At 62.8% G+C, this 25402-nt stretch carries 29 protein-coding genes; 18 read left to right on the top strand and 11 right to left on the bottom strand.

Going from position 1 to position 25402, the window contains the following annotated elements; all coding sequences use genetic code 11:
- Positions 1-28: 28 nt before the first annotated feature.
- The 8 genes from hisG to CFY91_RS04475 all read right to left on the bottom strand — a co-directional run bounded on the left by hisG (position 29) and on the right by CFY91_RS04475 (position 5396).
- Positions 29-661, bottom strand: a complete 633-nt coding sequence (gene hisG, locus CFY91_RS04440) for an ATP phosphoribosyltransferase (protein WP_093985136.1) — start codon at positions 659-661, stop codon at positions 29-31.
- Between the two features lie 64 nt (positions 662-725).
- Positions 726-1991, bottom strand: coding sequence for a UDP-N-acetylglucosamine 1-carboxyvinyltransferase (gene murA, locus CFY91_RS04445; protein ID WP_093985137.1), 1266 nt, complete (start codon positions 1989-1991; stop codon positions 726-728).
- Positions 1992-2016: 25 nt separating this feature from the next.
- Positions 2017-2256 (bottom strand): BolA family protein, encoded by a 240-nt coding sequence (locus tag CFY91_RS04450; protein WP_093985138.1) that lies wholly within the window; start codon positions 2254-2256, stop codon positions 2017-2019.
- Between the two features lie 91 nt (positions 2257-2347).
- A complete protein-coding gene (locus CFY91_RS04455) occupies positions 2348-2656 on the bottom strand; it encodes an STAS domain-containing protein (protein WP_093985139.1) in 309 nt (102 codons plus the stop codon).
- Positions 2653-3291 carry an MlaC/ttg2D family ABC transporter substrate-binding protein gene (locus CFY91_RS04460; RefSeq protein ID WP_093985140.1) on the bottom strand — a complete coding sequence of 213 codons (639 nt, stop codon included), beginning with the start codon at positions 3289-3291 and terminating at the stop codon, positions 2653-2655. The genes CFY91_RS04455 and CFY91_RS04460 overlap by 4 nt, the downstream gene beginning before the upstream one ends.
- A gap of 31 nt (positions 3292-3322) precedes the next feature.
- The gene (gene mlaD, locus CFY91_RS04465; RefSeq protein ID WP_093985141.1) at positions 3323-3790 is read right to left on the bottom strand and encodes an outer membrane lipid asymmetry maintenance protein MlaD; all 468 of its coding nucleotides are present in this window, start codon (positions 3788-3790) and stop codon (positions 3323-3325) included.
- Positions 3790-4587 carry a lipid asymmetry maintenance ABC transporter permease subunit MlaE gene (gene mlaE / locus CFY91_RS04470; protein ID WP_093985142.1) on the bottom strand — a complete coding sequence of 266 codons (798 nt, stop codon included), beginning with the start codon at positions 4585-4587 and terminating at the stop codon, positions 3790-3792. Before mlaE ends, mlaD begins: the two co-directional genes overlap by 1 nt.
- Positions 4584-5396: an ATP-binding cassette domain-containing protein gene (locus tag CFY91_RS04475; RefSeq protein ID WP_093985143.1), complete on the bottom strand. Its 813-nt coding sequence runs from the start codon at positions 5394-5396 to the stop codon at positions 4584-4586. Before CFY91_RS04475 ends, mlaE begins: the two co-directional genes overlap by 4 nt.
- Positions 5397-5608: 212 nt before the next feature.
- Here CFY91_RS04475 and CFY91_RS04480 point away from each other — a divergent pair, with 212 nt between their 5' ends.
- The 10 genes from CFY91_RS04480 (at position 5609) to CFY91_RS04525 (ending at position 12581) form a co-directional block, all read left to right on the top strand.
- Positions 5609-6583 (top strand): KpsF/GutQ family sugar-phosphate isomerase, encoded by a 975-nt coding sequence (locus tag CFY91_RS04480; RefSeq protein ID WP_093985144.1) that lies wholly within the window; start codon positions 5609-5611, stop codon positions 6581-6583.
- A 2-nt stretch (positions 6584-6585) separates the two neighbouring features.
- Positions 6586-7110: a KdsC family phosphatase gene (locus tag CFY91_RS04485; protein ID WP_093985145.1), complete on the top strand. Its 525-nt coding sequence runs from the start codon at positions 6586-6588 to the stop codon at positions 7108-7110.
- Positions 7107-7685, top strand: coding sequence for an LPS export ABC transporter periplasmic protein LptC (gene lptC / locus CFY91_RS04490; protein ID WP_093985146.1), 579 nt, complete (start codon positions 7107-7109; stop codon positions 7683-7685). The genes CFY91_RS04485 and lptC overlap by 4 nt, the downstream gene beginning before the upstream one ends.
- Positions 7672-8202, top strand: a complete 531-nt coding sequence (gene lptA / locus CFY91_RS04495; RefSeq protein ID WP_093985147.1) for a lipopolysaccharide transport periplasmic protein LptA — start codon at positions 7672-7674, stop codon at positions 8200-8202. Before lptC ends, lptA begins: the two co-directional genes overlap by 14 nt.
- The gene (gene lptB, locus CFY91_RS04500; RefSeq protein WP_093985148.1) at positions 8202-8927 is read left to right on the top strand and encodes an LPS export ABC transporter ATP-binding protein; all 726 of its coding nucleotides are present in this window, start codon (positions 8202-8204) and stop codon (positions 8925-8927) included. The genes lptA and lptB overlap by 1 nt, the downstream gene beginning before the upstream one ends.
- A gap of 137 nt (positions 8928-9064) precedes the next feature.
- The gene (locus CFY91_RS04505; RefSeq protein ID WP_093985149.1) at positions 9065-10555 is read left to right on the top strand and encodes an RNA polymerase factor sigma-54; all 1491 of its coding nucleotides are present in this window, start codon (positions 9065-9067) and stop codon (positions 10553-10555) included.
- A gap of 99 nt (positions 10556-10654) precedes the next feature.
- On the top strand, positions 10655-10963 hold the full coding sequence (gene hpf / locus CFY91_RS04510; RefSeq protein ID WP_093985150.1) for a ribosome hibernation-promoting factor, HPF/YfiA family: 309 nt from the start codon (positions 10655-10657) through the stop codon (positions 10961-10963).
- A 4-nt stretch (positions 10964-10967) separates the two neighbouring features.
- Positions 10968-11432: a PTS IIA-like nitrogen regulatory protein PtsN gene (ptsN, locus tag CFY91_RS04515; RefSeq protein ID WP_093985151.1), complete on the top strand. Its 465-nt coding sequence runs from the start codon at positions 10968-10970 to the stop codon at positions 11430-11432.
- 8 nt (positions 11433-11440) lie between these two features.
- Positions 11441-12298: an RNase adapter RapZ gene (rapZ, locus tag CFY91_RS04520; protein ID WP_093985152.1), complete on the top strand. Its 858-nt coding sequence runs from the start codon at positions 11441-11443 to the stop codon at positions 12296-12298.
- A 10-nt stretch (positions 12299-12308) separates the two neighbouring features.
- Entirely contained in the window at positions 12309-12581 is a 273-nt protein-coding gene (locus CFY91_RS04525) for an HPr family phosphocarrier protein (RefSeq protein ID WP_093985153.1), read from the top strand.
- 102 nt (positions 12582-12683) lie between these two features.
- Here the strand turns inward: CFY91_RS04525 and pmbA are convergent, their stop codons facing one another.
- Positions 12684-14030, bottom strand: a complete 1347-nt coding sequence (gene pmbA, locus CFY91_RS04530; RefSeq protein WP_093985154.1) for a metalloprotease PmbA — start codon at positions 14028-14030, stop codon at positions 12684-12686.
- Positions 14031-14114: 84 nt separating this feature from the next.
- Here pmbA and yjgA point away from each other — a divergent pair, with 84 nt between their 5' ends.
- The gene (gene yjgA / locus CFY91_RS04535) at positions 14115-14636 is read left to right on the top strand and encodes a ribosome biogenesis factor YjgA (RefSeq protein WP_093985155.1); all 522 of its coding nucleotides are present in this window, start codon (positions 14115-14117) and stop codon (positions 14634-14636) included.
- An 11-nt stretch (positions 14637-14647) separates the two neighbouring features.
- Here the strand turns inward: yjgA and sfsA are convergent, their stop codons facing one another.
- Both sfsA and CFY91_RS04545 read right to left on the bottom strand, forming a co-directional pair.
- Entirely contained in the window at positions 14648-15358 is a 711-nt protein-coding gene (sfsA, locus tag CFY91_RS04540; RefSeq protein WP_093985156.1) for a DNA/RNA nuclease SfsA, read from the bottom strand.
- Complete coding sequence (locus CFY91_RS04545; protein ID WP_093985157.1) at positions 15348-16529, bottom strand: pyridoxal phosphate-dependent aminotransferase; 1182 nt, start codon at positions 16527-16529, stop codon at positions 15348-15350. Before CFY91_RS04545 ends, sfsA begins: the two co-directional genes overlap by 11 nt.
- Before the next feature lie 192 nt (positions 16530-16721).
- Between CFY91_RS04545 and dksA the strand changes: the two genes are divergently transcribed.
- The 7 genes from dksA to folK all read left to right on the top strand — a co-directional run bounded on the left by dksA (position 16722) and on the right by folK (position 25336).
- Positions 16722-17165, top strand: a complete 444-nt coding sequence (gene dksA / locus CFY91_RS04550) for an RNA polymerase-binding protein DksA (protein ID WP_093985158.1) — start codon at positions 16722-16724, stop codon at positions 17163-17165.
- Between the two features lie 92 nt (positions 17166-17257).
- The gene (gene gluQRS / locus CFY91_RS04555) at positions 17258-18142 is read left to right on the top strand and encodes a tRNA glutamyl-Q(34) synthetase GluQRS (RefSeq protein WP_093985159.1); all 885 of its coding nucleotides are present in this window, start codon (positions 17258-17260) and stop codon (positions 18140-18142) included.
- A gap of 78 nt (positions 18143-18220) precedes the next feature.
- Positions 18221-18397, top strand: a complete 177-nt coding sequence (locus tag CFY91_RS04560) for a hypothetical protein (protein ID WP_093985232.1) — start codon at positions 18221-18223, stop codon at positions 18395-18397.
- Positions 18381-21329, top strand: coding sequence for a sensor histidine kinase (locus CFY91_RS04565; RefSeq protein ID WP_093985160.1), 2949 nt, complete (start codon positions 18381-18383; stop codon positions 21327-21329). Before CFY91_RS04560 ends, CFY91_RS04565 begins: the two co-directional genes overlap by 17 nt.
- A 43-nt stretch (positions 21330-21372) precedes the next feature.
- On the top strand, positions 21373-22782 hold the full coding sequence (locus CFY91_RS04570) for a sigma-54-dependent transcriptional regulator (protein WP_093985161.1): 1410 nt from the start codon (positions 21373-21375) through the stop codon (positions 22780-22782).
- Between the two features lie 636 nt (positions 22783-23418).
- A complete protein-coding gene (locus CFY91_RS04575) occupies positions 23419-24825 on the top strand; it encodes a polynucleotide adenylyltransferase PcnB (RefSeq protein ID WP_093985162.1) in 1407 nt (468 codons plus the stop codon).
- 1 nt (position 24826) lies between these two features.
- Positions 24827-25336 (top strand): 2-amino-4-hydroxy-6-hydroxymethyldihydropteridine diphosphokinase, encoded by a 510-nt coding sequence (gene folK, locus CFY91_RS04580; RefSeq protein WP_093985163.1) that lies wholly within the window; start codon positions 24827-24829, stop codon positions 25334-25336.
- Positions 25337-25402 lie beyond the last annotated feature (66 nt).

Consider the following 25402-nt stretch of genomic DNA (forward strand, 5'->3'; position numbering starts at 1 on the left):
CACGGGCAGCGCAGTGCCGTGCGAAAAGTCAGCCCAGATGTCGCGCCTCGACCGCCTCGCGCAGGGTCTCGATCAGCGCCTGGATGCGCGCATGCTGCATTTTCATCGCCGCCTTGTTGACGATCAGCCGCGAGCTGATGGTGGCAATCAATTCCTGGGGCTCCAGGCCATTGGCACGCAGGGTGTTTCCGGTATCCACGACATCGATAATCTTGTCGGCCAGGCCGACCAGCGGCGCCAGCTCCATCGAGCCATACAGCTTGATGATGTCTACCTGGCGCCCCTGTTCGGCATAGTAACGCTTGGCAACGTTGACGAACTTGGTGGCCACGCGCAGGCGCCCCTTGGGTTCGGCAGCGCCCACCTTACCGGCGGTCATCAGTTTGCACTGGGCAATGCGCAGGTCCAGCGGTTCGTACAGCTGGCCACCGTACTCCATCAGCACATCCTTGCCGGCCACGCCGATATCCGCGGCACCGTGCTCGACATAGGTCGGGACGTCGGTGGCGCGCACGATCAACAGGCGCACATCGTCCAGCGTGGTGGGGATGATCAGCTTACGGCTCTTTTCCGGATTCTCGGTCGGTGCGATACCCGCCGCCGCCAGCAACGGCAGGGTGTCGTCGAGAATACGGCCTTTGGACAGGGCGATGGTCAGCATGCAGCGAATTCCTTGGCAACGGGCAGCCCGGCGCTACGCCGGGCAGGCAGTAAGGGTTGGCTAATCAGCCCGGCACGCGGCGAATCTTCGCGCCCAGCTGCTGCAGTTTTTCCTCGATGCACTCGTAGCCACGGTCGATGTGGTAGATGCGGTCGATCAGCGTCTCGCCTTCGGCCACCAGCGCAGCAATCACCAGGCTGGCCGATGCCCGCAGGTCGGTAGCCATCACCGGTGCCCCTTTCAGGCTCGGCACGCCCGTGACCACCGCGGTATTGCCTTCAACGAGAATCTGCGCGCCCATGCGGTTCATTTCATAGACATGCATGAAGCGGTTCTCGAAGACGGTCTCGATCACGGTACCCGTCCCCTCCGCGACCGCATTGAGGGCAATGAACTGCGCCTGCATGTCAGTCGGGAAGGCCGGATAGGGTGCGGTACGCAGGTTGACCGCACGCGGACGCTTGCCCTTCATGTCCAGCTCGATCCAGTCCTTGCCGCTGGTGATTTCCGCACCGGCCTCCTGCAGCTTGGCGAGTACTGCTTCGAGGATGGTCGGATCGGTATCCTTGAGCTTGACGCGTCCACCGGTAGCCGCCGCCGCCACCAGATAGGTGCCGGTCTCGATGCGGTCAGGCATCACGTTGTAACGCCCGCCACCCAGGCGTTCGACGCCATCGATGGTAATGGTATCGGTACCAGCACCACTGACCTTGGCGCCCATGGCATTGAGGAAGTTGGCCAAGTCGACCACTTCCGGCTCACGCGCAGCATTTTCCAGCACACTGCGCCCCTTGGCCAGGGCTGCTGCCATCATGATGTTCTCGGTACCGGTCACGCTGACGATATCGAAGAAGAAGTGCGCGCCGCGCAGGCCACCCTCAGGGGCCTTGGCCTTGATATAGCCGCCTTCCACATCAATCTTCGCGCCCATCGCTTCGAGGCCGCGAATGTGCAGGTCGACCGGACGCGAGCCAATCGCGCAGCCGCCCGGCAGGGCCACTTCGGCTTCGCCAAAGCGTGCCACCATCGGCCCCAGCACGAGGATCGAGGCGCGCATGGTCTTGACCAGCTCGTAAGGTGCCACCAGCGTGGTGATGGTGCTGGCATCCACCTCGACATTGAGCTTTTCGTCGATCACCGGCTGCACACCCATGCGACCGAACAGCTCGATCATGGTGGTGATGTCATGCAGGTGCGGCAGGTTGCCGACCGTTACCGGCGTATCGGCCAGCAGGGTAGCTGCCAGGATCGGCAGCGCGGCGTTCTTCGCGCCGGAAATACGGATTTCACCGTCCAGGCGTGTGCCGCCGGTAATGATCAACTTGTCCATATAGGGTCTCTGGCCCGCCGGGCGCTCAGGTGCGTTGCGCCCAATCGGCGCGGGAGAAGAATTTCATGTTGACGGCATGAATGCTGCCATCGGCAATCCAGTGATTGAGATGGGCATATACCTGTTGCTGGCGCTTGACCGGGCTCAGGGCTGCCAGTTCGTCACTGATCAGGTTGAGCTGGAAGTTGCAGCCTTCACCTTCGATCTCGACTTGGGTATTGGCCATCTTCTCTTCAAGAAGGCGCTTCACTTCAACAGCCTGCATGGGCGTCCTCATTCGAGCGGGTAACCAAGGAGCCGACTACGGCCCCTCTCGGAGCCGGCCATCATACAAAAAGCCCCGCGCCGGCGAAACCTCAGCTGTCGCCCAGCGGCAAGCATTCATCCAGCGCACAGACCTCGGCAATCTGCCGCATGTCCTCGGGCAGGCCGACAATGCGTACCGTCTTGCCCTGCGCCTGAGCGTCACGCATGAAGGCCAGCAACAACGCCAGACCGACACTACTCGACTTGCTGACGGCCTGACAGTCGATCTGCAGCTGCTCGCCAGCCAGCCCTCGCAACAAGCGCCCGCCCTGCTCGCGCAACTGCGGCCCGCTGGTATAGTCGAGCACACCGCTCAGGCTCAGGCAGTTACCCTGCAGATTGACCTGGGCTTCACTCATTGCGCTGCAGCCTGCTCGCCCTGGCGGGAGCGCGCCACCAGCTCAGCCCAGCCGGCAATGGTCTTGTCCAGGTCGTTGCGATTGCTTTGCATGCTTTGCGCAAACTGGTCACGGAACAGTTTGCCGACGTTGATGCCATTGATCACCATGTTGCGCAGCTTCCATTGCTCATCCAGGCGCACCATGGTGTAGGACAGCGGGTAGACCGTGCCGCGGGCATCGCGAATCTCCATGTTTACCGTGCTGCGCTGGGCATCCTGGGCATTGGCCACCGGTAGTACGCGAATATCCTGATTGTCGTACTCAAGCAGGGCATTGCCGTAGAACTGCATCAGGCTGCGTTTGAACTCTTCCTCGAAACGCTGCAACTGCTCGGCACTGGCGCGCCGGCTGTAGCGCACAGTCATCACCCCACGGGCAATTCCCTGCACATCGACCACCGGGCCCAGAATGCGTTCCAGGCTGGCGTAGAACGCCGCCGGATCAGCCTTGTACTGCACCTTGTTAGCCTTCAGGTCAGCCAGCAGGGTGTCGGTGGTCTGCTGCACAACCTGCTGTGCAGCCGGCATTGCCAGGGCGCTCAGCGGCAGGGCCAGCAGCAGCCCCAGGGCCAGTTGACGAACACGACTGAACATCTGTTTTTCCTCCAGGCAGCCCGCGCCGCCATCACTCGCTGTCTTTGTTGACCGAATTAAGCATGAACTTACCGATCAGGTCCTCGAGAACCAGAGCCGACTGGGTGTCGTGGATGGTACTGCCGTCCACCAAAACCTCTTCTTCACCCCCTACGCTCAGGCCGATGTACTTCTCGCCGAGCAGGCCCGCAGTAAGAATCGAAGCTGTCGAGTCGACCGGCAGGTTATCGACGCGCTTGTCGATCTCCAGAGTCACACGCCCCATGTAGCTGTCACGATCCAGATCGATGGCCGTGACCTTGCCGACCACCACGCCGGCCATGGTGACCTTGGCCCGTACAGTCAGGCCGGAGATGTTGTCGAAATAGGCCTGTATGCGATAGGTCTCGGCGCTCGGGCTGACCGTCAGCCCGCTGACCCGCAGGGCCAGCAGCAACAACGCCAGCAGTCCGGCCAGCAGGAACAGGCCGACACCGATTTCCAGGGTGCGGTTTTGCATCAGAAGTCTCCAAACATCAGGGCAGTCAGGATGAAGTCCAGTCCCAGCACGGCAAGCGAGGCATAGACCACGGTACGGGTTGTGGCACGACTGATACCTTCCGAGGTGGGTTCGCAGTCATAGCCCTGGAATACCGCAATCCAGGTCACCACGAAGGCAAACACCACGCTCTTGATCACGCCATTGAGCACATCGTCATAGAAGCTGACACTGTTCTGCATGTTGGCCCAAAACGAGCCCTCATACACACCCAGCCAGTCGATCGCGACCATGGCGCCCCCCCAGATTCCCACCACACTGAAAATGGCGGCGAGCAGCGGCATGGAAATGAAGCCGGCCCACAGGCGCGGCGCGATGATGTACTTGAGCGGATCGACGCCGATCATCTCCAGGCTGGAAATCTGCTCGGTGGACTTCATGTTGCCGATTTCCGCGGTCAGCGCCGAACCGGCACGCCCGGCGAACAGCAGGCCGGTGACCACCGGCCCCAGCTCACGCAGCAGCGTCAGCGCGACCATCTGCCCGACGGCCTGCGCCGAACCGTAGTCAACCAGAATGCTGTAGCCCTGCAGGGCCAGCACCATACCGATGAAAACGCCGGCGACGATGATGATCGGCAGAGACAGCACGCCCACGCCATACAGCTGCTTGACCAGCAGGGCAAAACCATTGCGCGTACCGCTGCGACCGATCAGCGCATGACCGAGGAACAGCACGGCACGCCCCATGGCCTGCAGCACCGCCAGGCCACTGACGCCGAGCAGACGCACCCGTTCCAACAGGCTGCGGCGCTTCATTGCGCACCTCCCAGCAAGTCGCTCCGATAATCCACGGCGGGGAAATGAAAAGGCACCGGTCCATCAGGAATCCCCTGCATGAACTGGCGAATCTGCGGATCCTCAGAGACCATCAGTTCCGCCGGCGTGCCATGCCCCAACACCCGTGCATCACCGACCACATAGATATAGTCGGCAATGCTCGCCGTCTCGGCGAGGTCATGGGATACCACGATGCTGGTAATTCCCAGCGCATCGTTGAGCAGCCGAATCAGGCGCACCAGCACCCCCATGGCAATCGGGTCCTGACCGACGAACGGTTCGTCATACATGAGAATCTGCGGATCCAGAGCAATCGCCCGAGCCAGTGCTACACGACGCTTCATACCGCCCGACAATTCGTCCGGCATCAGTTCCACGGCACCTCGCAAGCCCACCGCCTGCAACTTCATCAGCACGATGTCGCGGATCATTTCCTCCGGCAGGTGCGTATGCACGCGCAGCGGAAAGGCTACGTTCTCGAATACATTGAGATCGGTAAACAGCGCGCCGCTCTGGAACAGCACACCGAACTGCTTGCGCATGTGAAACAGCTCGCTACGCGACAGTTGCGGCAGGTTGCACTGGTTCACCCATACCTCGCCGGCATGTGGGCGCAACTGCGCAGCAATCAGGCGCAGCAAGGTGGTCTTGCCGCAACCGGACGGCCCCATGATCCCGGTGACCTTGCCACGCGGGATACGGATATCCACCTTGTCGAAAATGGTGCGCGCACCGCGCCGAAAGGTCAGTCCTTTCAGTTCGACGGCATAGGCATTATCGACGCTCATCATCTCTCCTTGGCGACCCTCGTCCTGTCGCTGGCCGGGCCGGCATCTCGCGCCCCGGCGAATTGGCCGCGCACTATACCACCGCCCCCCGCGCACCCCAACCTGGCAACATCCGGCAGCATCTGCAGCGCACAGCCTGCAACACAGGCACTGGCAGGCATACCGGGCTTTGGCGGTATACTCTGCATCTTTTGTTGCCAGCTGTTACGCCCATGACCGACACACGCACCCTGCTGCACTCCGCGCAACGCACCATCGACTTGGAACGCCAAGCCATCGACAGCCTGCGTGCCCGCCTCAACGGCGACTTCACCCGTGCCTGCGAGCTGATCCTCGCCTGCAAGGGCCGCGTGGTCGTGGTCGGCATGGGCAAGTCCGGGCATATCGGCAACAAGATAGCCGCCACCCTGGCCAGCACCGGCACCCCCGCCTTCTTCGTGCATCCCGCCGAGGCCAGTCACGGCGACATGGGCATGATCACCCGTGATGACCTGGTGCTGGCCCTGTCCAACTCGGGCAGCACCTCGGAAATCGTCACGCTGCTACCACTGATCAAGCGCATGGGCATCACCCTGATCAGCATGACCGGCAATAGCGCCTCTCCGCTGGCACAGGCCGCGGAAGTCAACCTTGACGCCAGCGTCGAGCAGGAAGCCTGCCCGCTGAACCTGGCACCCACCGCCTCCACCACGGTCAGCCTGGTGCTCGGCGATGCCCTGGCCATTGCCCTGCTCGAGGCACGCGGCTTCACCGCCGAAGACTTCGCCTTCTCGCATCCCGGCGGAGCCTTGGGCCGGCGCCTGCTGCTCAAGGTTGAGCACGTCATGCACAGCGGCGAGCGCCTGCCTTGCGTCGCCCGCGGCACCTCGCTGCGTGAAGCCCTGCTGGAAATGACCCGCAAGGGACTGGGCATGACGGTAATTCTTGAAGGTGACGGCTGCCTGGCCGGCGTCTTCACCGATGGCGACCTGCGCCGCACGCTGGACAAGGGCATTGACCTGCGCAGCGCGGCAATCGACGAGGTGATGACCCCGCACGGCAAGACCGCTCGCCCCGAGATGCTCGCCGCGGAAGCCTTGAAAATCATGGAAGACCACAAGATCAACGCCCTGGTGGTAGTCGACGGCAACGACCGTCCGGTGGGCGCCCTGAACATGCACGATCTGTTACGTGCCGGAGTTCTCTGAACATGAGCAATGCCCTACTGCAACGCGCCAAGGCCGTACGCCTGGCCATTTTCGACGTCGACGGCGTGCTGACCGATGGGCGCCTGTATTTCCTGGCCGACGGCAGTGAATTCAAGACGTTCAACACACTGGACGGCCACGGCATCAAGATGCTGATCGCCAGCGGCGTACAAACCGCGATCATCAGCGGACGCAGTTCGCCAGTGGTTGAACGACGCGCCGCCAACCTGGGCATCCAACACCTCATCCAGGGGCGTGAGGACAAACTGGTGGTACTGGAGCAGCTGCTCGGCGAACTGGGCCTGGGTTACGAGGAAGTTGCCTACCTCGGCGACGACCTGCCCGACCTGCCGGTGATCCGCCGGGTGGGCCTGGGCATGGCCGTAGCCAGCGCTGATGCCTTCGTACGCCAGCACGCTCACGGCATTACCAGTGCCGCCGGCGGTGCGGGCGCCGCACGCGAGTTCTGCGAACTGATCATGCGTGCCCAGGGCACCCTCGAACAGGCACAGGCGGCCTACCTGTGAAACGACCGAACAAAAACCTGCGCCCGGTCCTGTTGGGCTTGCCGGTGCTTATTGGTCTGCTGGCGCTGGGCTACTGGAACATCCGACCGGAAACCTTTCTGGCCCGGACCGCCAACACCAGCAGCGCCGAGCAGGTGGACTTCTACATCATCGGCACGGAAACCGTGCAGTACCAGGCCGACGGCACCCTCGACTACCGCCTGCAGGCCCCGCGCCTGGAGCACCTGCAGCGCAGCGAACTAACCCTGGTCGAGCAGCCCGACCTGCTGCTATACCGCGGCAACCCACACCCCTGGCATGTACAAAGCACCCGCGGCGAAGCCAAGGGCGACGGCAGCGAGGTGGAACTGATCGACAATGTACGCATTGCCCGTACCGACGCACGCGGCCGCCCGACCCTGCTGACCACCAGCCGGCTGACGGTTTTTCCCGACAAGGAATATGCCGAAACCCGGCAAGCCGTTAGAATCGACGCCGCCAACGGGGTGACCACGGCACAAGGAATGAAAGCGTACCTGCAAGACAGCCGGATGCACCTGCTGTCCAACGTAAGAGGCCAGCATGAGGTTCGATAACCCAATCCCCCTGTTTTTTTCGCTCGCCCTGGCCTGCGCCAGCAGCGTCGCCATGGCCCTGCCCAGCGATCGCGAGCAACCCATCCGCGTGCAGGCCGACAGTGCCGAACTGGACGAACGCCAGGGTGTAGCCGTTTACCGCGGCAGCGTGGTGATCACCCAGGGCACCCTGAAGATCACCGGCGACACAGTGACCATCACCCAAGACAAGAATGGTGATATCGAAGTGTTCACGGCGGTCGGCAATCGCGCCTACTACGAACAAAAGCCGGCCGTCGACAAGGACATCGTCAAGGCCTACGGCCGCACTATCCAGTACTTTGCCGCCAACGAACGGATCATCCTTATCGATCAGGCCAAGGTCGTGCAGCAGGGCAACACCTTCGAGGGCGAAAAAATCGTCTATGACACGCGCCGCCAGATCGTCAACGCCGGTCGTGCCAGCGGCAATGCCATCAGCACGCCGCGTCCGCGCATCGACATGATCCTGCAACCGCGCAAGAACCAGGCCCAATAATGGCAACTCTCCAAGCTCAGCACCTGGCCAAGAGCTACAAAGGCCGCCAGGTGGTTCGCGACGTCAGCCTCAGCATCGACAGCGGGCAGATCGTCGGCCTGCTCGGCCCCAACGGCGCCGGCAAAACCACCTGCTTCTACATGATCGTTGGCCTGGTACAGGCTGATCAGGGGCGCATCCTCATCGATCAGCAGGATCTCAGCCACCAGCCCATGCATGGCCGCGCCCGTGCCGGCATCGGCTACCTGCCCCAGGAGGCCTCGATCTTTCGCAAGCTGAGCGTTGCCGACAACATCATGGCGATCCTGGAAACCCGCAAGGACCTCGATCGCGCCGGTCGCCGCCAGGCCCTGGAGGACCTCCTGCAGGAGTTCCATATTCACCACATTCGTGACAGCCTGGGCATGAGCCTGTCCGGCGGCGAACGGCGCCGCGTGGAAATTGCCCGCGCCCTGGCCACCGAACCCAAGTTCATCCTGCTCGACGAACCCTTTGCCGGTGTCGACCCCATCTCGGTGGGCGATATCAAGCAGATCATCCACCACCTGAAGAATCGCGGCATCGGCATCCTGATCACCGACCACAATGTCCGCGAGACCCTCGACATCTGTGAAACCGCCTATATTGTCAGCGAAGGGCGACTGATTGCCGAAGGTAACGCTGAAGCCATTCTGGCCAACCAGCACGTCAAGGAAGTCTACCTCGGCCACGAGTTCCGCTTATAAAGCCGCGCCTCTCAGGCAACGACCTGCTAGGCAAAGCGCAAAAAATCAGGCATATATCTTGCTTCCTGGCGGCGCCTCAAGGCGCCCTGTAGTGGATGGCGCGAAGGCGCCGGCAAACAAGGTGCTAGCCCCCTGCTATGAAACCATCGCTCGTACTCAAGATGGGCCAGCAGCTGACGATGACACCGCAGCTGCAACAAGCCATTCGCCTGCTTCAGCTCTCGACACTGGACCTGCAGCAGGAAATCCAGGAAGCGCTGGAATCCAACCCGATGCTCGAACGCCAGGAAGAAGGCGAAGACTTCGACAACAGCGACCCGCTGGCCGAAGGCGACAGTCTGACCCTGACCAGCCCGCAGGAAATTGCCAGTACCAGCAGCGAACAACACGAAGCACAGCTCGAAGAAGGTGAGTGGCACGAGCGCATTCCCAGCGAACTGCCGGTCGATACCGCCTGGGAAGATGTCTACCAGACCAGCGCCAGTAGCCTGCCGAGCAATGATGACGATGAATGGGACTTCACCAGCCGCACCAGCAGCGGCGAAAGCCTGCACAGCCATCTGCTCTGGCAGCTCAATCTGGCGCCGATGAGCGACAAGGACCGGCTGATCGCGGTCACCCTGATCGATTGCATGAACCCCCAGGGTTACCTTGAGGAAACCCTTGAAGAAGTCCTCGAAGCCTTCGATCCCGAACTGGATGTCGAACTCGACGAGATCGAGGCCGTTCTGCACCGCATCCAGCAATTCGAGCCCGCCGGTATTGGCGCACGCGATTTGCGTGAGTGCCTGCTGCTGCAACTGCGTCAACTGCCTGCGCAAACCGCCTGGCTGGAAGAAGCCAAACGCCTGGTCGAGGAACATCTTGACCTGCTGGGCAGCCGTGACTATGCCGCACTGGGACGGCGCCTGCGCCTCAAGGAAGACGAACTGCGCCAGGTCGTCGAACTGATCCAGCGCCTCAACCCACGCCCCGGCGCACAGATCGAAAGCAGCGAACCCGAATACATCGTGCCCGATATCATCGTGCGCAAGGACAATGAGCGCTGGCTGGTCGAACTTAACCAGGAGGCCATGCCACGCCTGCGCGTCAACCCACAATACGCCGGTTTCGTACGCCGCGCCGACTCCAGCGCCGACAACACCTTCATGCGCAACCAGCTGCAGGAAGCCCGCTGGTTCATCAAAAGCCTGCAGAGCCGCAATGAAACCCTCATGAAGGTGGCGACCCAGATCGTCGAACACCAACGCGGCTTCCTCGACTACGGTGACGAGGCCATGAAGCCGCTGGTGCTGCATGACATTGCCGAAGCAGTGGGCATGCACGAGTCAACCATTTCGCGGGTTACCACGCAGAAATACATGCACACCCCACGGGGCATTTACGAACTGAAATACTTCTTCTCCAGCCATGTGAGCACGGCAGCAGGCGGCGAATGCTCGTCCACTGCAATACGTGCCATCATCAAGAAACTGGTGGCGGCGGAGAACAGCAAAAAGCCATTGAGCGACAGCAAGATCGCTGGTCTACTGGAAGCACAAGGCATTCAGGTAGCCCGCCGTACAGTGGCCAAATACCGCGAGTCACTGGGTATTGCACCCTCCAGCGAACGCAAGCGGCTACTCTGAATACACTCAGACAACGGCCGGAAATTGATTCAGGCCAAGTAATTACCCCGACGGCTGAGCTAGCCTGTCACTACCCACCGGGCAACAAGGAGAAGCGGTATGCAAGTCAACATCAGTGGACACCAACTGGATGTGACCGACGCCCTGCGCGACTACATCGGCGAGAAACTCAGCCGTCTGGAGCGCCATTTCGACAAGATCACCAACGTGCAGATCATCCTTGAGGTCGAGAAGCTCAAGCAGAAAATCGAAGCCACCCTGCACATCGCCGGCGGCGAAGTCGTCGCCAACGCCGAGCATGAAGACATGTACGCGGCCATTGATCTGCTGGCTGACAAACTGGACCGCCAGCTGATCAAGCACAAGGAAAAGCACCTCGACCGCCAGCAGGGCGCAACCGTCCGCTGATCCCATGATCCGTCTCGAAAATATCCTGACCCCCGGCCGTTCCCTGGTGAACGTGCCGGGCGGCAGCAAGAAACGCGTCCTCGAACAGATCGCTCAGCTGATTGCCCGCGACCTGCCCGACCTGGATGCACAACAAATCTTTGAAAGCCTGATTGCCCGCGAGAAGCTTGGCTCGACCGGCTTTGGCAACGGCATCGCCATTCCCCACTGCCGTCTACCCGGTTGCAGCCAGCCACTGAGCGCCGTGTTGCGCCTGGATGCCCCCGTGGACTTCGACGCCATCGACGGCGCCCCGGTGGATCTGCTGTTTGTCCTACTGGTTCCGGAAGCAGCTACCGACGAACACCTGGAACTACTCCGACAGATCGCCAGCATGCTCGATCGCGCCGACGTACGGGAACGCCTGCGCCAGGCCGACAGCAACGAGGCCCTGTTGCAGGTGGTACTGGCCGTGCAGAGCGGCAGTTAAGCCTGGCCATGCAGCTGATCATCGTCAGCGGCCGCTCCGGCTCGGGCAAGAGTACGGCACTGGATGTGCTGGAAGACCATGGTTTCTACTGCATCGACAACCTGCCGGCAGCGTTGCTGCCGGAATTGGCCGAACGCGCTCTGCTGCATACCGAACTGATGCATCCACGGGTCGCCGTATCCATCGATGCGCGCAATCTACCCAGCCAGTTGCAACGCTTTCCCGAACTCCTGGCTGACGTACGCGCCCGGCATATCCAATGCCATGTCCTGTATCTGGATGCTGCTGACGAGACCCTGCTCAAGCGCTTTTCCGAAACCCGACGCCGCCACCCGCTGACCAACGACCAGCGCTCACTGGGCGAGGCTATTGCCGACGAGAAGGTCCTGCTCGGCAGTATTGCCGACCTGGCCGACTTGCGTATCGATACTACCCAGCTGAACCTCTATCAGCTGCGCGATATTCTCAAGCTGCGTCTGCTCAACACCCCCGAGCCCGGCACCGCATTCCTGATCGAGTCCTTTGGCTTCAAGCGCGGTGCCCCCGTGGATGCCGACCTGGTATTCGATGTGCGCTGCCTACCCAACCCCTACTGGAAGCCTGAACTGCGCGCCCAGTCCGGACTGGATCAGGGCGTACAGGAATACCTGGCCGCGCAGAGCGATGTCGGCGAAATGCTTAACGACCTGCTGGCCTACCTGCACAAGTGGCTGCCACGCTTTGCCGCGAGCAATCGCGCCTATGTCACCGTGGCTATTGGTTGCACTGGCGGCCAACACCGCTCGGTCTACCTGGCCGAACGCCTCGGACAAGCCTTGCGTCCACTGCTGAAGAACGTGCAAATTCGCCATCGCGATCTGCACTAAGGACCAGCCCATGCCCGCGCGCGACATCACCATCATCAACAAGCTCGGCCTGCATGCCCGCGCCGCGGCCAAGTTCGTCGGCGTGGCCAATCGTTTCCCCTGCCAGATTCGCCTGGGGCGCTGCGACAGCAGCCTGGTGGATGGCAAAAGCATCATGTCGGTAATGATGCTGGCGGCCGGCAAGGGCACGCCGCTACGCCTGCATGGTGAAGGCGAACAGGCCGAAGAAGCGCTGGACGCGCTGTGCGCGCTGATCGAGGACTTCTTCGAGGAAGGCGAATAGCGACTGCACGTCGCAAGCACATCAACGGCCCGTCCACGGCCCGCCTGAGCAACCAAGCCCCGCCGCGATGTGCAGTGCAGGGCTGGTGTTTACACCCTGCTCTTAACTGCCCGCCACGGTCATCCGTTCGATCAGCAGCGAACCGCTACGCACATTGCCGCGCCACTCCAGATCAGCGCCCACCGCGACTATCTGGCGGAACATATCGCGCAGGTTTCCGGCGATCGTCACTTCCTCGACGGGGAACTGGATCTCGCCGTTTTCCACCCAGAAGCCTGCCGCTCCCCGCGAATAGTCACCGGTCACCAAGTTCACGCCCTGCCCCATCAGCTCGGTGACCAGCAGGCCACGCCCCATCTGCCGCAGCAGCGCGGCCTGGTCATCCGTGCCATGGCTGACGAACAGGTTGTGCACACCGCCCGCATTGGCGGTGCTGGGCATGCCCAGCTTGCGCCCGGAGTAGGTACCCAGCACGTAGGAGACCAGACGCCCCTGCTCAATGAACGCCTTGTCGTAGGTGGCCAGACCATCGCCGTCAAACGCCGCACTGGCCAGTCCACCCGGCAGCCGCGGGCGTTCATCGATGGTCATCCACTCCGGGAACAGCGTCTGGCCCAATGCATCCACCAGGAACGAGGAGCGCCGGTACAGGTTGCCACCGGAAATCGCCGCCAGCAGATGACCAAACAGGCCACCAGCCAATTCGGCGGCAAACAGCACCGGCACCTCGCAGGTCGGCACCGAACGCGCACCCAGACGCCGAACCGCCCGTTCAGCAGCACGCCGACCAATCAGCTCGGGGCTTTCCAGGCGCTCAGCGCGACGGTTCACGTCATACCAGTAGTCACGCTGCATCTGCCCGGCCTGCTCGGCAATCATCACGCAGCTCAGGCTGTGCCGGCTGCTGGTGTAGCCGCCGATGAAGCCGTGACTGTTGCCATAGACCCGGCAGCCCTGGTGACTGGACAAGCTGCTGCCATCGGCATTGCGGATGCGCGGATCATGGGCAAACGCTGCGGCCTCGCACTGCAGGGCCAGCTCGATGGCCTGCTCAGGCTCGATCGACCAGGGATGGTAAAGATCCAGGTCGGGCAGCTCGCGGGCCATCAACGCCGCGTCGGCCAGGCCAGCGCAGTCATCCTCGCTGGCATGCTGGGCAATCGCCAGCGCGGCGGCCACGGTTTCGCGAATGGCCTCTGTGCCGCTGGCCGAGGTGCTCGCCGAACCTTTGCGCTGCCCTAGATAGAGGGTAATGCCAAAGCCCTGGTCACGATTGAACTCAACGGTCTCCACCTCACCCTGGCGTACACTGGTGGTCAGCCCCTGCTCCAGCGACACCGCCACCTCGCAGGCACTGGCGCCCTGCCGGCGCGCCTCATCGATAATCTGTTCGACCTGCTCGGCCAGCTGTTGCTGAGCTTGCGGCCCTACCCCTTGCACTGCACTCATTGCCTTACTCCACTACCCGGCAGTCGCTCGGACAAGCGCTGCCGGACTGGTTATCATGGGCAGGTTTCCCACTGGACCCTGCCCATGGCCGATTTTTTCGATGACGACTTCTCTGGCGAGAAGAGCAAATCCCAGATCAAGCGCGAACTGCACGAACTGCAGGAGCTGGGCGCGCGCCTGACCACCCTGACGCCCGACATGCTGGCCAAGTTGCCACTCAGCGACGCCCTGCACAAGGCATTGCTCGACGCCCCCAAGCACCATGCGCATATTGCCCGCAAACGCCACCTGCAATACATCGGCAAACTGATGCGCAGCGCTGATGTCGAGGCGATTCGCGCGCTGGTCGACCAGCTGGACGCCTCCACCCGCGAATACAACGAACGCTTCCATGCCCTGGAGCGCTGGCGTGACCGCCTGCTCAATGGCGATGACCAGACCCTCGAACAGTTCGTCAGCGACTACCCGGATACCGACCGCCAGCACCTGCGCGGGCTGATCCGCCATGCCCAGCATGAAGCGGCCCACAACAAGCCACCGGCCGCCGCACGCAAGGTCTTCAAGTACATCCGCGAACTCGACGAGCGCCAGCGCGGCTTGCGCTGAAGGCCCCCAGCCTAAGCGCAGGACACCGGCAGAGACTCGCGCAGCCAGACACCCTGTACATCCAGGTGGCTGGCATAGGCCAGGAACTCGACCCCGGCGTCCCGCGCTCGGCGGCACTCGGCGGCATACGCGGGATCAATTTCCTCGGCGACCCGCACAGCATCGACCCCGCTGAGGTTGACACAGTACAGCTGCACAGCCCGTACGCCTTGCTGAGCCAGACGCGCCAGCTCGCGCAGATGCTTGCAGGCCCGCACGCTGCGCGCATCGGGAAAAGCCGCCAACGGGCTGTTGGCAAAGCCCAGGGTGACGCTCTTCACCTCGACATAGGCCGGCCCGCCGGGGTAGTCCAGACAAAAGTCCACGCGGCTGTTTTCCTCGCCAAACGGCACTTCACGACGCAGCCGGGTGAAGCCTGCCAGCTCACTGATCACCCCCTGCAGCAGCGCCTCCTCCACCAGCGCATTGGCGCGCGCGGTATTCACACAGGCCAGGCGCCCCTGCGGGGTTTCCACCAGTTCCCAGGTGCCCGGCAGCTTGCGTCGGGGGTCCTGCGAGCGACTGAACCACAAACGAGCACCTTCGCCCTGGCAGTTGAGCATCGAGCCGGTGTTGGCGCAGTGGATGGTCAGCAACTCGCCCTGCGGCGTCTCGACATCGGCCAGGAAGCGCTTGTAACGGCGCAGCAGGCGCGCTTCCTGCAAGGGCGGATCAAAGTGCATGACCTGACCACTGACGCAGACCGCGGGCAATCCGCTCGACCGCCTGTTCCAGACGCGGCAGGCTTTGCGTATAGGCAAAACGCACATGCCGGCTCGCCAGGTGCTGGCCAAAATCCAGCCCCGGGGTAAAGGCCACATGCTGCTCTTCGAGAAAATAGCGGCAGAAGGCAAAGGCATCGTCGGTGAAGGCCGAAACATCGGCATACAGATAGAACGCCCCCTGCGGTTCTACCGCGATGGCAAAACCCAGCTCGCGCAACGCAGGCAGCAAGTAGTCGCGGCGCTCGGCAAAGGCCTGGCGACGCTGCTCGAAAATCGCCTGGCTTTCATCGCTGAAGCAGGCCAGCGCCGCATATTGGGCGATGCTCGGCGCGCTGATATAGAGGTTTTGCGCCAGTTTCTCCAACTCGCCAAGCGCATCGTCAGGCGCCACCAGCCAGCCGAGACGCCAGCCGGTCATGCCGAAATACTTGGAAAAGCTGTTGAGGACAAACGCCTGGTCATCCACCTGCAACACCGTATCGGCCGTGCAGCCGTAGGTCAGGCCGTGATAAATCTCATCCACCACCAGATGCCCGCCACGCGCTTTCAGCGCGCCGGACAGCGCGGCCAGCTCGTTTGCCTGCAACAGGGTGCCGGTCGGGTTGGCGGGCGAAGCAACCAGAGCCCCGACGCTGTCGGCATTCCAATACTGTGCCACGCTGCCTGCATCCAGCTGGTAGCGCTGCTGCGGACCGACCGGCACCAGTTGCGCACTCGCCTCGACCAGCCGCAGGAAGTGCCGGTTGCAGGGATAGCCCGGATCAGCCAGCAGCCAGTGTTTGCCCGGATCAACCAGCAAGGCAGCGGCCAGCAACAAGGCACCGCTGCCACCGGGGGTAATCAGGATGCGTTCGGCGTCGACCGACACCCCGTAGCGCTGCGCATAAAAACCGGCAATTGCTTCGCGCAGCGCCGGCAGGCCGCGGGCCGCGGTGTAGCGGGTGTGCCCGGCGGCCAGCGCCGCCTGGCCGGCACGCACAATCGGCTCGGCCGTGGAAAAGTCCGGTTCGCCGATCTCCAGATGGATCACATCATGCCCGGCCGCCTGCAACTGGTTGGCACGCGCCAACAGCGCCATGACATGGAAAGGTTCGATGGCGCGACTGCGCGCACTGTAAATCCGGGCCATTGGCCTATCCTTCAAGGATAAAACACGCGATTGTACCCAAGGCCTGCCAAAGCGGCAGCACGTGCGACATGCGGGAGTGGCATCGTTGCTAGGCTTCTGGTAAGTTCGCCCGCTCGCAGCCGCAGGGCTCGCACCGCGAGCAAGGGACACGCCCCTGCGCGATGGATTAGAGCAAGTGAGAGGCAGCCATCCATGGCCACAAAAGCAAAGCAACAAAACAGCCAACTGATTCGTGGCTTCGAACCCTACAAAGAAAAGAAGGGCGAGGAGTACATGAGCGAGGCCATGCGCGCCCACTTCACCGACATCCTCAACAAGTGGAAACTTGAGTTGATGCAGGAAGTGGATCGCACCGTGCATCACATGCAGGACGAAGCCGCCAACTTCCCCGACCCGGCCGACCGCGCCAGCCAGGAAGAAGAGTTCAGTCTTGAACTGCGCGCCCGCGACCGCGAGCGCAAACTGATCAAGAAGATTGACGAAACCCTGCAACTGATCGAAGACAACGAGTACGGCTGGTGCGACTCGTGTGGCGTCGAAATCGGCATCCGCCGCCTGGAAGCCCGTCCGACAGCGACCCTGTGCATCGACTGCAAGACCCTTGCGGAAATCAAGGAAAAGCAGCTCGGCTCCTGAGGCCACTCGCTGCAGCACGACGGGGCGCCAAGGCGCCCCGTCGGCATTTTGCAGACTGGCATGTATCTGCCACAGCCAGTAGCCTGCACGCCATGACCGACTCTGCCTACATCGGGCGTTTCGCCCCGACGCCCAGCGGCTATCTGCACTTCGGCTCGCTGGTCGCCGCCCTGGCCTCCTACCTGGATGCCCGCCATGCCGGCGGCCAGTGGCTGCTGCGCATGGAGGACCTCGACCCACCCCGCGAGATGCCCGGCGCGCAGGCGGCCATCCTGCGCACCCTGGAAGACTACGGCTTCGAATGGGATGGTCAGGTGCTCTACCAGAGCCAGCGCCTGGCGGCCTACGCCGCGGTTGTCGAACAGCTGCTGGAACGTGGCCTGGCCTATGCCTGCACCTGCTCGCGCAAGCAACTGGAAGGCCATGCCGGCCGTTACCCCGGCACCTGCCGCGCAGCCGGTCATGCCCTACAGGGTACAGCCATCCGCCTGCGTGTCCCGGACTGCACCTACCACTTCACCGATCGCGTGCAGGGTATGTTCAGCCAGGCACTGCAAGAGGCCGGCGATTTCATCATTCGCCGCCGCGACGGCCTGTTCGCCTACCAGCTGGCAGTGGTTGTGGATGACGCCTGGCAAGGTGTGACCGATGTCGTGCGCGGCGCCGACCTGCTCGATTCCACGCCACGCCAACTCTACCTGCAACAACTGCTCGGCCTGCCGCAACCGCGCTACCTGCACGTTCCGCTGATCATCCAGCCGGACGGACAGAAGCTGGGCAAGCGCTACCGTTCGCCACCGCTGCCCGCGCAACAGGCTGCCCCCCTGCTGCTGCGCGCCCTGCGTGCGCTCGGCCAGCAGCCTCCCGGAGCGCTGCACGACGCCATGCCGCACGAGGTGATGCGCTGGGCCATCACGCACTGGCAGGCGGCGCGCATTCCACGCTGCGCGAGCCTGGCCGAAGCACAATTGCCGTGACGACGCCACGCAGCACTCGCCAAGCCGAAGCCCAGCGCTTATAACTGGCAGCCTGCTGCCTGAGACTCATCGCTCGTCATGTACATCTATCGCCTTGTGCTGATCCTGGTGGTCGGCATCTACCTGTTCTCTCCAGCCATCATGGACTGGTGGATCGAGCCCAGCGGCGCCTGGTATCGCCCCTACCTGCTGTGGCTGATCCTCATCGTGGTAACCCTTATCCTGCAGAGCCAACGCGATGCTGACGAGCTTTGACCTCGGCCAACTGATCCTGATCAGTTGCCTCTACCTGCTAACCCTGTTCGGTGTTGCCTGGATCAGCGACCGTGGCCTGATTCCGCGCTGGATCATGCGTCATCCGCTGACCTACACCCTGTCACTGGGGGTCTACGCCAGTGCCTGGGCCTTCTACGGCACCGTAGGCATGGCCTACCAGTACGGCTATGGATTCCTGGCCAGCTTTCTCGGGGTGTCCGGTGCCTTCCTGCTGGCTCCAGTGTTGCTCTACCCGATCCTGCGCATTACCCGCACCTACCAGCTGTCCTCGCTGGCTGACCTGTTCGCCTTCCGCTTTCGCAGTAGCTGGGCGGGCGCTTTGACCACCCTGTTCATGCTGCTCGGCCTGCTGCCGCTGCTGGCCCTGCAGATCCAGGCCGTCGCCGACTCGGTAGGCATCCTCACCCGCGAACCACTGCAGGAGCGCTTTGCCCTGGGTTTCTGTGCGTTGATCACGCTGTTCACCATGTTGTTCGGCGCACGCCATATCGCCACCCGCGAGAAACACCAGGGACTGGTCTTCGCCATTGCCTTCGAATCGCTGGTCAAGCTGCTCTGCCTGGGCGCCATTGGCCTGTATGCGCTGTATGGCGTGTTCGACGGCCCGCAGGAACTGCAGGTCTGGCTACAACAGAACCAAGCCAGCCTCAGCGAATTGCACACGCCCCTGCAGGAGGGACCATGGCGCACCCTGCTGCTGGTGTTCTTCGCCTCGGCCATCGTCATGCCGCACATGTATCACATGACCTTCACGGAGAACCTCAACCCACGCGCCATGGTCAGCGCCAGCTGGGGCCTGCCGTTGCTGCTGTTGCTGTTCAGCCTGGCGGTACCGCTGATCCTCTGGGCCAGCCTGCGCCTGGGCGCTACCACCAACCCGGAATACTTCACCCTGGGCCTGGGCATGGCACTGGATAATGATCTGCTGGCCCTGGTCGCCTACGTCGGCGGCCTGTCTGCCGCCAGCGGCCTGATCATCGTCTCGACCCTGTCACTGTCCGGCATGGTGCTCAATCACCTGGTGCTGCCGCTGTACCAGCCACCTGCTGGCGGCAACATCTATCGCTGGCTGAAATGGACACGTCGCCTGCTGATCATTGCCATCATCATGGCCGGCTATGGCTTCTACCTGCTGCTGGCAGCCGAACAGGACCTGGCCAACCTGGGCATCGTCGCCTTCGTGGCCACACTACAGTTTCTCCCCGCCACGCTCTCCGTTCTCTACTGGCCCAGCGCCAATCGCCGCGGTTTCATCGCCGGCCTGCTCACCGGCATCGCCCTGTGGCTGGTCAGCATGCTGCTGCCGCTGATCACTGAACTGCAAAGCCTGCACCTGGCCGGTTACACCCTGCACCTGGACAGTAACAACTGGCACCTCGCCGCCATCGCCTCACTGGCCGCCAACGTCACGGTGTTCACCCTGGTTTCGCTGTTCAGCCGCAGCAGCGCCGAGGAACAAAGCGCCGCCGACGCCTGCACCGTGGATAACGTTCGTCGCCCGCAGCGACGCGAACTGCTGGCCAATTCGCCGCAGGAATTCGCTGCGCAACTGAGCAAGCCACTGGGCGCCATCACCGCTCAGCGCGAAGTCGAGCAGGCCCTGCAGGACCTGCAACTGCCGTTCGACGAGCGCCGCCCCTACGCCCTGCGCCGTCTGCGCGACCGCCTGGAAGCCAACCTGTCCGGCTTGATGGGGCCCAGCGTGGCACAGGACATGATCGAAACCTTCCTGCCCTACAAATCCGGCAGCGAAAGCTACGTCAGCGAAGACATCCACTTCATTGAAAGCCGCCTGGAGGACTATCAGTCGCGCCTCACCGGCCTGGCCGCTGAACTGGACAGCCTGCGCCGCTACCACCGGCAAACCCTGCAGGAACTGCCCATGGGGGTCTGCTCACTGGCCAAGGACCAGGAAATCCTCATGTGGAACCGCGCCCTGGAGCAACTCACCGGAATATCTGCGCAACGCGTGGTCGGCTCGCGGCTGGGCAGCCTGGAAGCGCCCTGGCGCAACCTGCTGGAAGAGTTCAGCCGACAGAGCGAGCCGCACCGCCACAAGCAGCGCCTGAGTGTCGATGGCCAGGCACGCTGGCTGAACCTGCACAAGGCGGCCATTGAGGAACCACTGGCTCCCGGCAACAGCGGCCTGGTAATCCTCGTCGAGGACGTCACCGAAACCCGTCTGCTGGAAGATCGCCTGGCCCACTCCGAGCGACTAGCCAGCATTGGCCGCCTGGCCGCCGGCGTGGCCCATGAAATCGGCAACCCCATTACCGGCATCGCCTGCCTGGCGCAGAACCTGCGTGAAGAGCGGGAGGGCGATGCGGAGATCAACGAAATCAGCAGCCAAGTCATCGAGCAGACCCGCCGGGTGTCACGCATCGTCCAGTCGCTGATGAACTTTGCCCATGCCGGCGGCCGCCAGCAAAGCAGCGAGCCGGTGTGCCTGGCCGCAGTCACCGAGGAAGCCATTGCCCTGCTCTCGCTCAACCGACATGCCGTGGACGTCGAATTCCGCAACCAGTGCGACCCACAACACTGGGTGGATGGCGACTCGCAACGCCTGGCGCAGGTCATCATCAACCTGCTGAGCAACGCCCGCGATGCTTCTCCCGCCGGCGGACTGATCCGCATCAGCAGCCAGGCCAGCGAGCACAGCGTGGAGTGGCTGGTGGAAGATCAGGGCAGCGGGATTCCCAAGGCGATTCGCCAGCAGGTTTTCGAGCCCTTCTTCACCACCAAGGACCCTGGCAAAGGCACCGGGCTCGGCCTGGCGCTGGTCTATTCAATCGTGGAAGAGCATTATGGACAGATCAGCATCGACAGCCCGGTCGATCCGCACAGCGGGCGTGGCACACGCCTGCGGATCAGCCTGCCGCGCCATGTCGACACGACGTCCCCAGCGAACTAGCAGGCCGTAACCAGGCCGCCAGACCGTCGAGAGAAACGCATTGATGTCACACATCCTCATCGTCGAAGACGAAACCATCATCCGCTCGGCCCTGCGCCGTCTGCTGGAGCGCAACCAGTATCAGGTCAGCGAGGCAGGCTCGGTACAGGAAGCCCAGGAGCGCTTCAACATCCCCGGATTCGACCTGGTGGTCAGTGACCTGCGCCTGCCGGGCGCGCCCGGCACCGAACTGATCAAGTTGGCCCAGGGCACCCCGGTGCTGATCATGACCAGTTATGCCAGTCTGCGTTCGGCCGTGGACTCGATGAAAATGGGTGCCGTCGATTACATCGCCAAACCCTTCGACCACGACGAAATGCTCCAGGCCGTGGCGCGTATCCTCAGCGAACGCCAGCGCGTCGAGCGCGGCCCAACCAGCGTCGAACAGTCCTCCTCGCCCACTGGCACACCGCCCAGCCAGGCCACTGGCGAGCTGGGCATCATCGGTTCCTGCGCGCCCATGCAGGAGCTGTACAACAAGATTCGCAAAGTAGCCCCCACCGACTCCAACGTACTGATCCAGGGCGAGTCGGGCACCGGCAAGGAACTGGTGGCACGCGCCCTGCACAACCTGTCACGGCGAGCCAAAGCGCCACTGATTTCGGTGAACTGCGCCGCCATTCCGGAAACCCTCATCGAATCCGAGCTGTTCGGCCATGAAAAAGGCGCCTTTACCGGAGCCAGCGCCGGCCGGGCCGGCCTGGTCGAGGCCGCCGATGGTGGCACCCTGTTCCTTGACGAGATCGGCGAACTGCCTCTGGAGGCGCAGGCCCGCCTGCTGCGGGTGCTCCAGGAAGGCGAGATCCGCCGGGTCGGTTCAGTACAGTCACAGAAAGTCGATGTGCGCCTGATCGCCGCGACCCACCGCGACCTCAAGGCCCTGTCGAAGATCGGCCAGTTCCGCGAAGACCTCTACTACCGGCTGCATGTGATATCTCTGCGCCTCCCCCCGCTGCGCGAACGCGGCAATGACGTGCTGGAAATCGCACAATCCTTCCTCGCCCGGCAATGTCAGCGCATGGAGCGTGAACCACTGCATTTTGCCAGCGAAGCTGAACAGGCGATTCGCCAGTACAGCTGGCCGGGTAACGTGCGGGAACTGGAGAACGCCATTGAACGCGCGGTGATTCTTTGCGAAGGCCCGCAGATTTCCACCGAACTGCTGGGTATCGATATCGAGCCGGATCTCGAAGTCGACGGCGATCCTTTCGCCAACAGCGCGGCCGCCGTCAGCCTGGAGCCCAGTGAAGACCTGTCGCTGGAGGATTACTTCCAGCACTTCGTGCTCGAGCACCAGGATCACATGACCGAGACCGAACTGGCCCGCAAGCTGGGCATCAGCCGCAAGTGCTTGTGGGAGCGCCGCCAGCGCCTGGGTATTCCGCGCCGCAAGAGCGCAGCGGGCAGCGAATAATCCGCAACCAGCCTGTTACCCACAGGCCGAGACGTAACAGAACCGGGGCTTACGGTAACGAGGCCCCGGTTTTTTTATGCTCATTCAGCAATGGAAAAAACATAACTCATTGTTTTAAAAGAAAAAACAAAAACTGGCACAGCAAATGCTTTATATCAGGCACAACAACAAGAAGAACCGCACACCCATAACAAGAACAACACGCAACGACTCCAGCACAACAAGAACAACAAGGCGGAGGCGCAGCTAACTGATTCTTTTGGAGAGGGTTGGTCGGCCGGGGAATCCCGGCAGCAGTCCGAGAACAATAAAACTGCCTCAAGGCAGCGCCCGAACTGCAAAGAGCCTTGGCTCCGAGACCCACCAGCGACCAAAGCAATCCGTTTGCTCTTACCCCTCGATCTGAGGGCTGTCCCAGGTCACAAGCCAGTGGGACCGGGTCAAACAACAAGAAAAGCAAGCCCACGACAATAATAACAATAGAGCACGCAGTGATTTGAGGGGGAGCCTAGGCTCCCCCTTGTGCTTCCTGGACTACCCACTTCGTTCACCCTGCCGGCGAGCGGTGCTAGAATCCGCGGCACTTCTGCGGTCAAGCCTGTAAACGGCCGCCTCATTCGCCACACAGTGCCCCCCATGCTGAAAAAGCTGATCCAGTCTTTGCGTTCACCACGGAAACGCCAGCCCCATCCACGCACCACGCCGCTGGTGCTCAGCAAGCGCCAGCATCCGCTGGGGCGCCAGCAGATCAGTCGTAACGCGCTGAGCGTGATCGAACGACTGCAGCACTCCGGTTACCAGGCCTATGCCGTGGGTGGCTGTGTGCGCGACCTGCTGCTCGGCCTGCCCCCCAAGGACTTCGATGTAGCGACCAGCGCCACCCCGGAACAGGTACGCGCGGCGTTTCGCAATGCCCGGGTGATCGGCCGGCGCTTCAAGCTGGTGCACGTGCACTTTGGCCGCGAAATCATCGAAGTAGCGACCTTCCGCGCCGGCCATGTCGAGCAGGCACGCCCCGACAACCAGCAGTCGGCGCATCACGAAAGCGGACGCATCCTGCGCGACAACGTCTACGGCACCCTCGAAGAAGACGCCGAGCGCCGCGACTTCACCATCAACGCGCTGTATTACGACCCGGGCAGCGAGCGCATCCTCGACTACGCGCATGGTGTCCACGACATTCGCAATCAGCTGATTCGCCTGATCGGCAACCCCGAGCAACGCTACCAGGAAGACCCGGTACGCATGCTGCGCGCGGTACGCTTTGCCGCCAAGCTGGACTTCGACATCGAGCGGCACACCGCAGCCCCGATTCGCCGCCTCGCCCCCTTGTTGCGCGACATTCCGGCGGCACGACTGTTCGAGGAAGTACTCAAGCTGTTCCTCAGTGGCCAGGCCGAGATCACCTTCGACCTGCTCTGCCAGTACGACCTGTTCGCCCCGCTGTTCCCGGCCAGCGCCAAGGCGCTGCAGCGCAACCCGCGCTACAGCGAGGCACTGATTCGCCAGGCACTGATCAATACCGACCAGCGGATTGCCGAGGGCAAACCGGTCACCCCGGCCTTCCTGTTCGCCGCCCTGCTCTGGCCGGCACTGGCACCGCGCGCGGCACAACTGCAGGAGCGCGGCCTGCCGGCCAGCGTGGCCTTGCAGGATGCGGCTCAGGAACTGGTCATCGAGCAATGCAAGCACACCGCCGTACCCAAGCGCTTCACCATCCCCATGCGGGAAATCTGGGACATGCAGGAACGCCTGCCTCGGCGCAGCGGCAAGCGTGCCGACCTGTTGCTGGAGAATCCGCGTTTCCGCGCCGGCTACGACTTCCTGCTACTGCGCGAAAGTGCCGGCGAGCAGACCGATGGCCTGGGCGAATGGTGGACGCTCTACCAGGAGGCCAGCGACAGCCAGCGGCGCCAGATGATTCGCCAGCTAGGCCAGCGCGACAGTGCCACGCCAGATGAGCCCGCCAGTGCCGCACCACGCAAACGTCGCCGTGGCGGCAAGCGGCGACGCGGGCCACGTAGCGAGCAGGCAGGCGAGTAAGGTGCCACAGGTATACATCGGTCTGGGCAGCAACCTTGCCCAGCCCCTGGCACAACTGCGCGATGCCTGTCAGGCGCTGGCCAGATTGCCCGACAGTCAATTGCTGGCTCTGTCTTCGGCCTATGCCAGCGACCCTCTCGGCCCGCCCGACCAGCCCCGCTACCTGAATGCCGTGGCCGGCCTGCACACCCAACTGGCCCCACTAGCGCTGCTCGACGCCCTGCAAGGCATCGAGCAGGCCCACGGCCGTCAACGCAAGGCGGAGCGCTGGGGGCCGCGCACCCTCGACCTGGATATCCTGCTGTATGGCGAGCAGCGTATCGACCTACCACGCCTGCAGGTACCGCACTACCACATGCACGCCCGCGCCTTCGTGCTCTATCCGCTGGCAGAGATCGCCGGGGAACTGATCCTGCCCGACGGACGGCGGCTGACCGAACTGCTCGCACAGTGCCCTTACCAGGGCCTGGAGCGCCTGGAAGAGCGCCTGCTCGACGAGGTAACGGCGTAACACCGGGGTAACACCCGCAATTGACTTGGCGCCCCCCCATCTGGACTATAGGCGTCCCGTTGCCCC

The organism is Pseudomonas fluvialis (assembly GCF_002234375.1).
In the GTDB taxonomy this organism is placed as follows: Bacteria; Pseudomonadota; Gammaproteobacteria; order Pseudomonadales; family Pseudomonadaceae; genus Aquipseudomonas; species Aquipseudomonas fluvialis.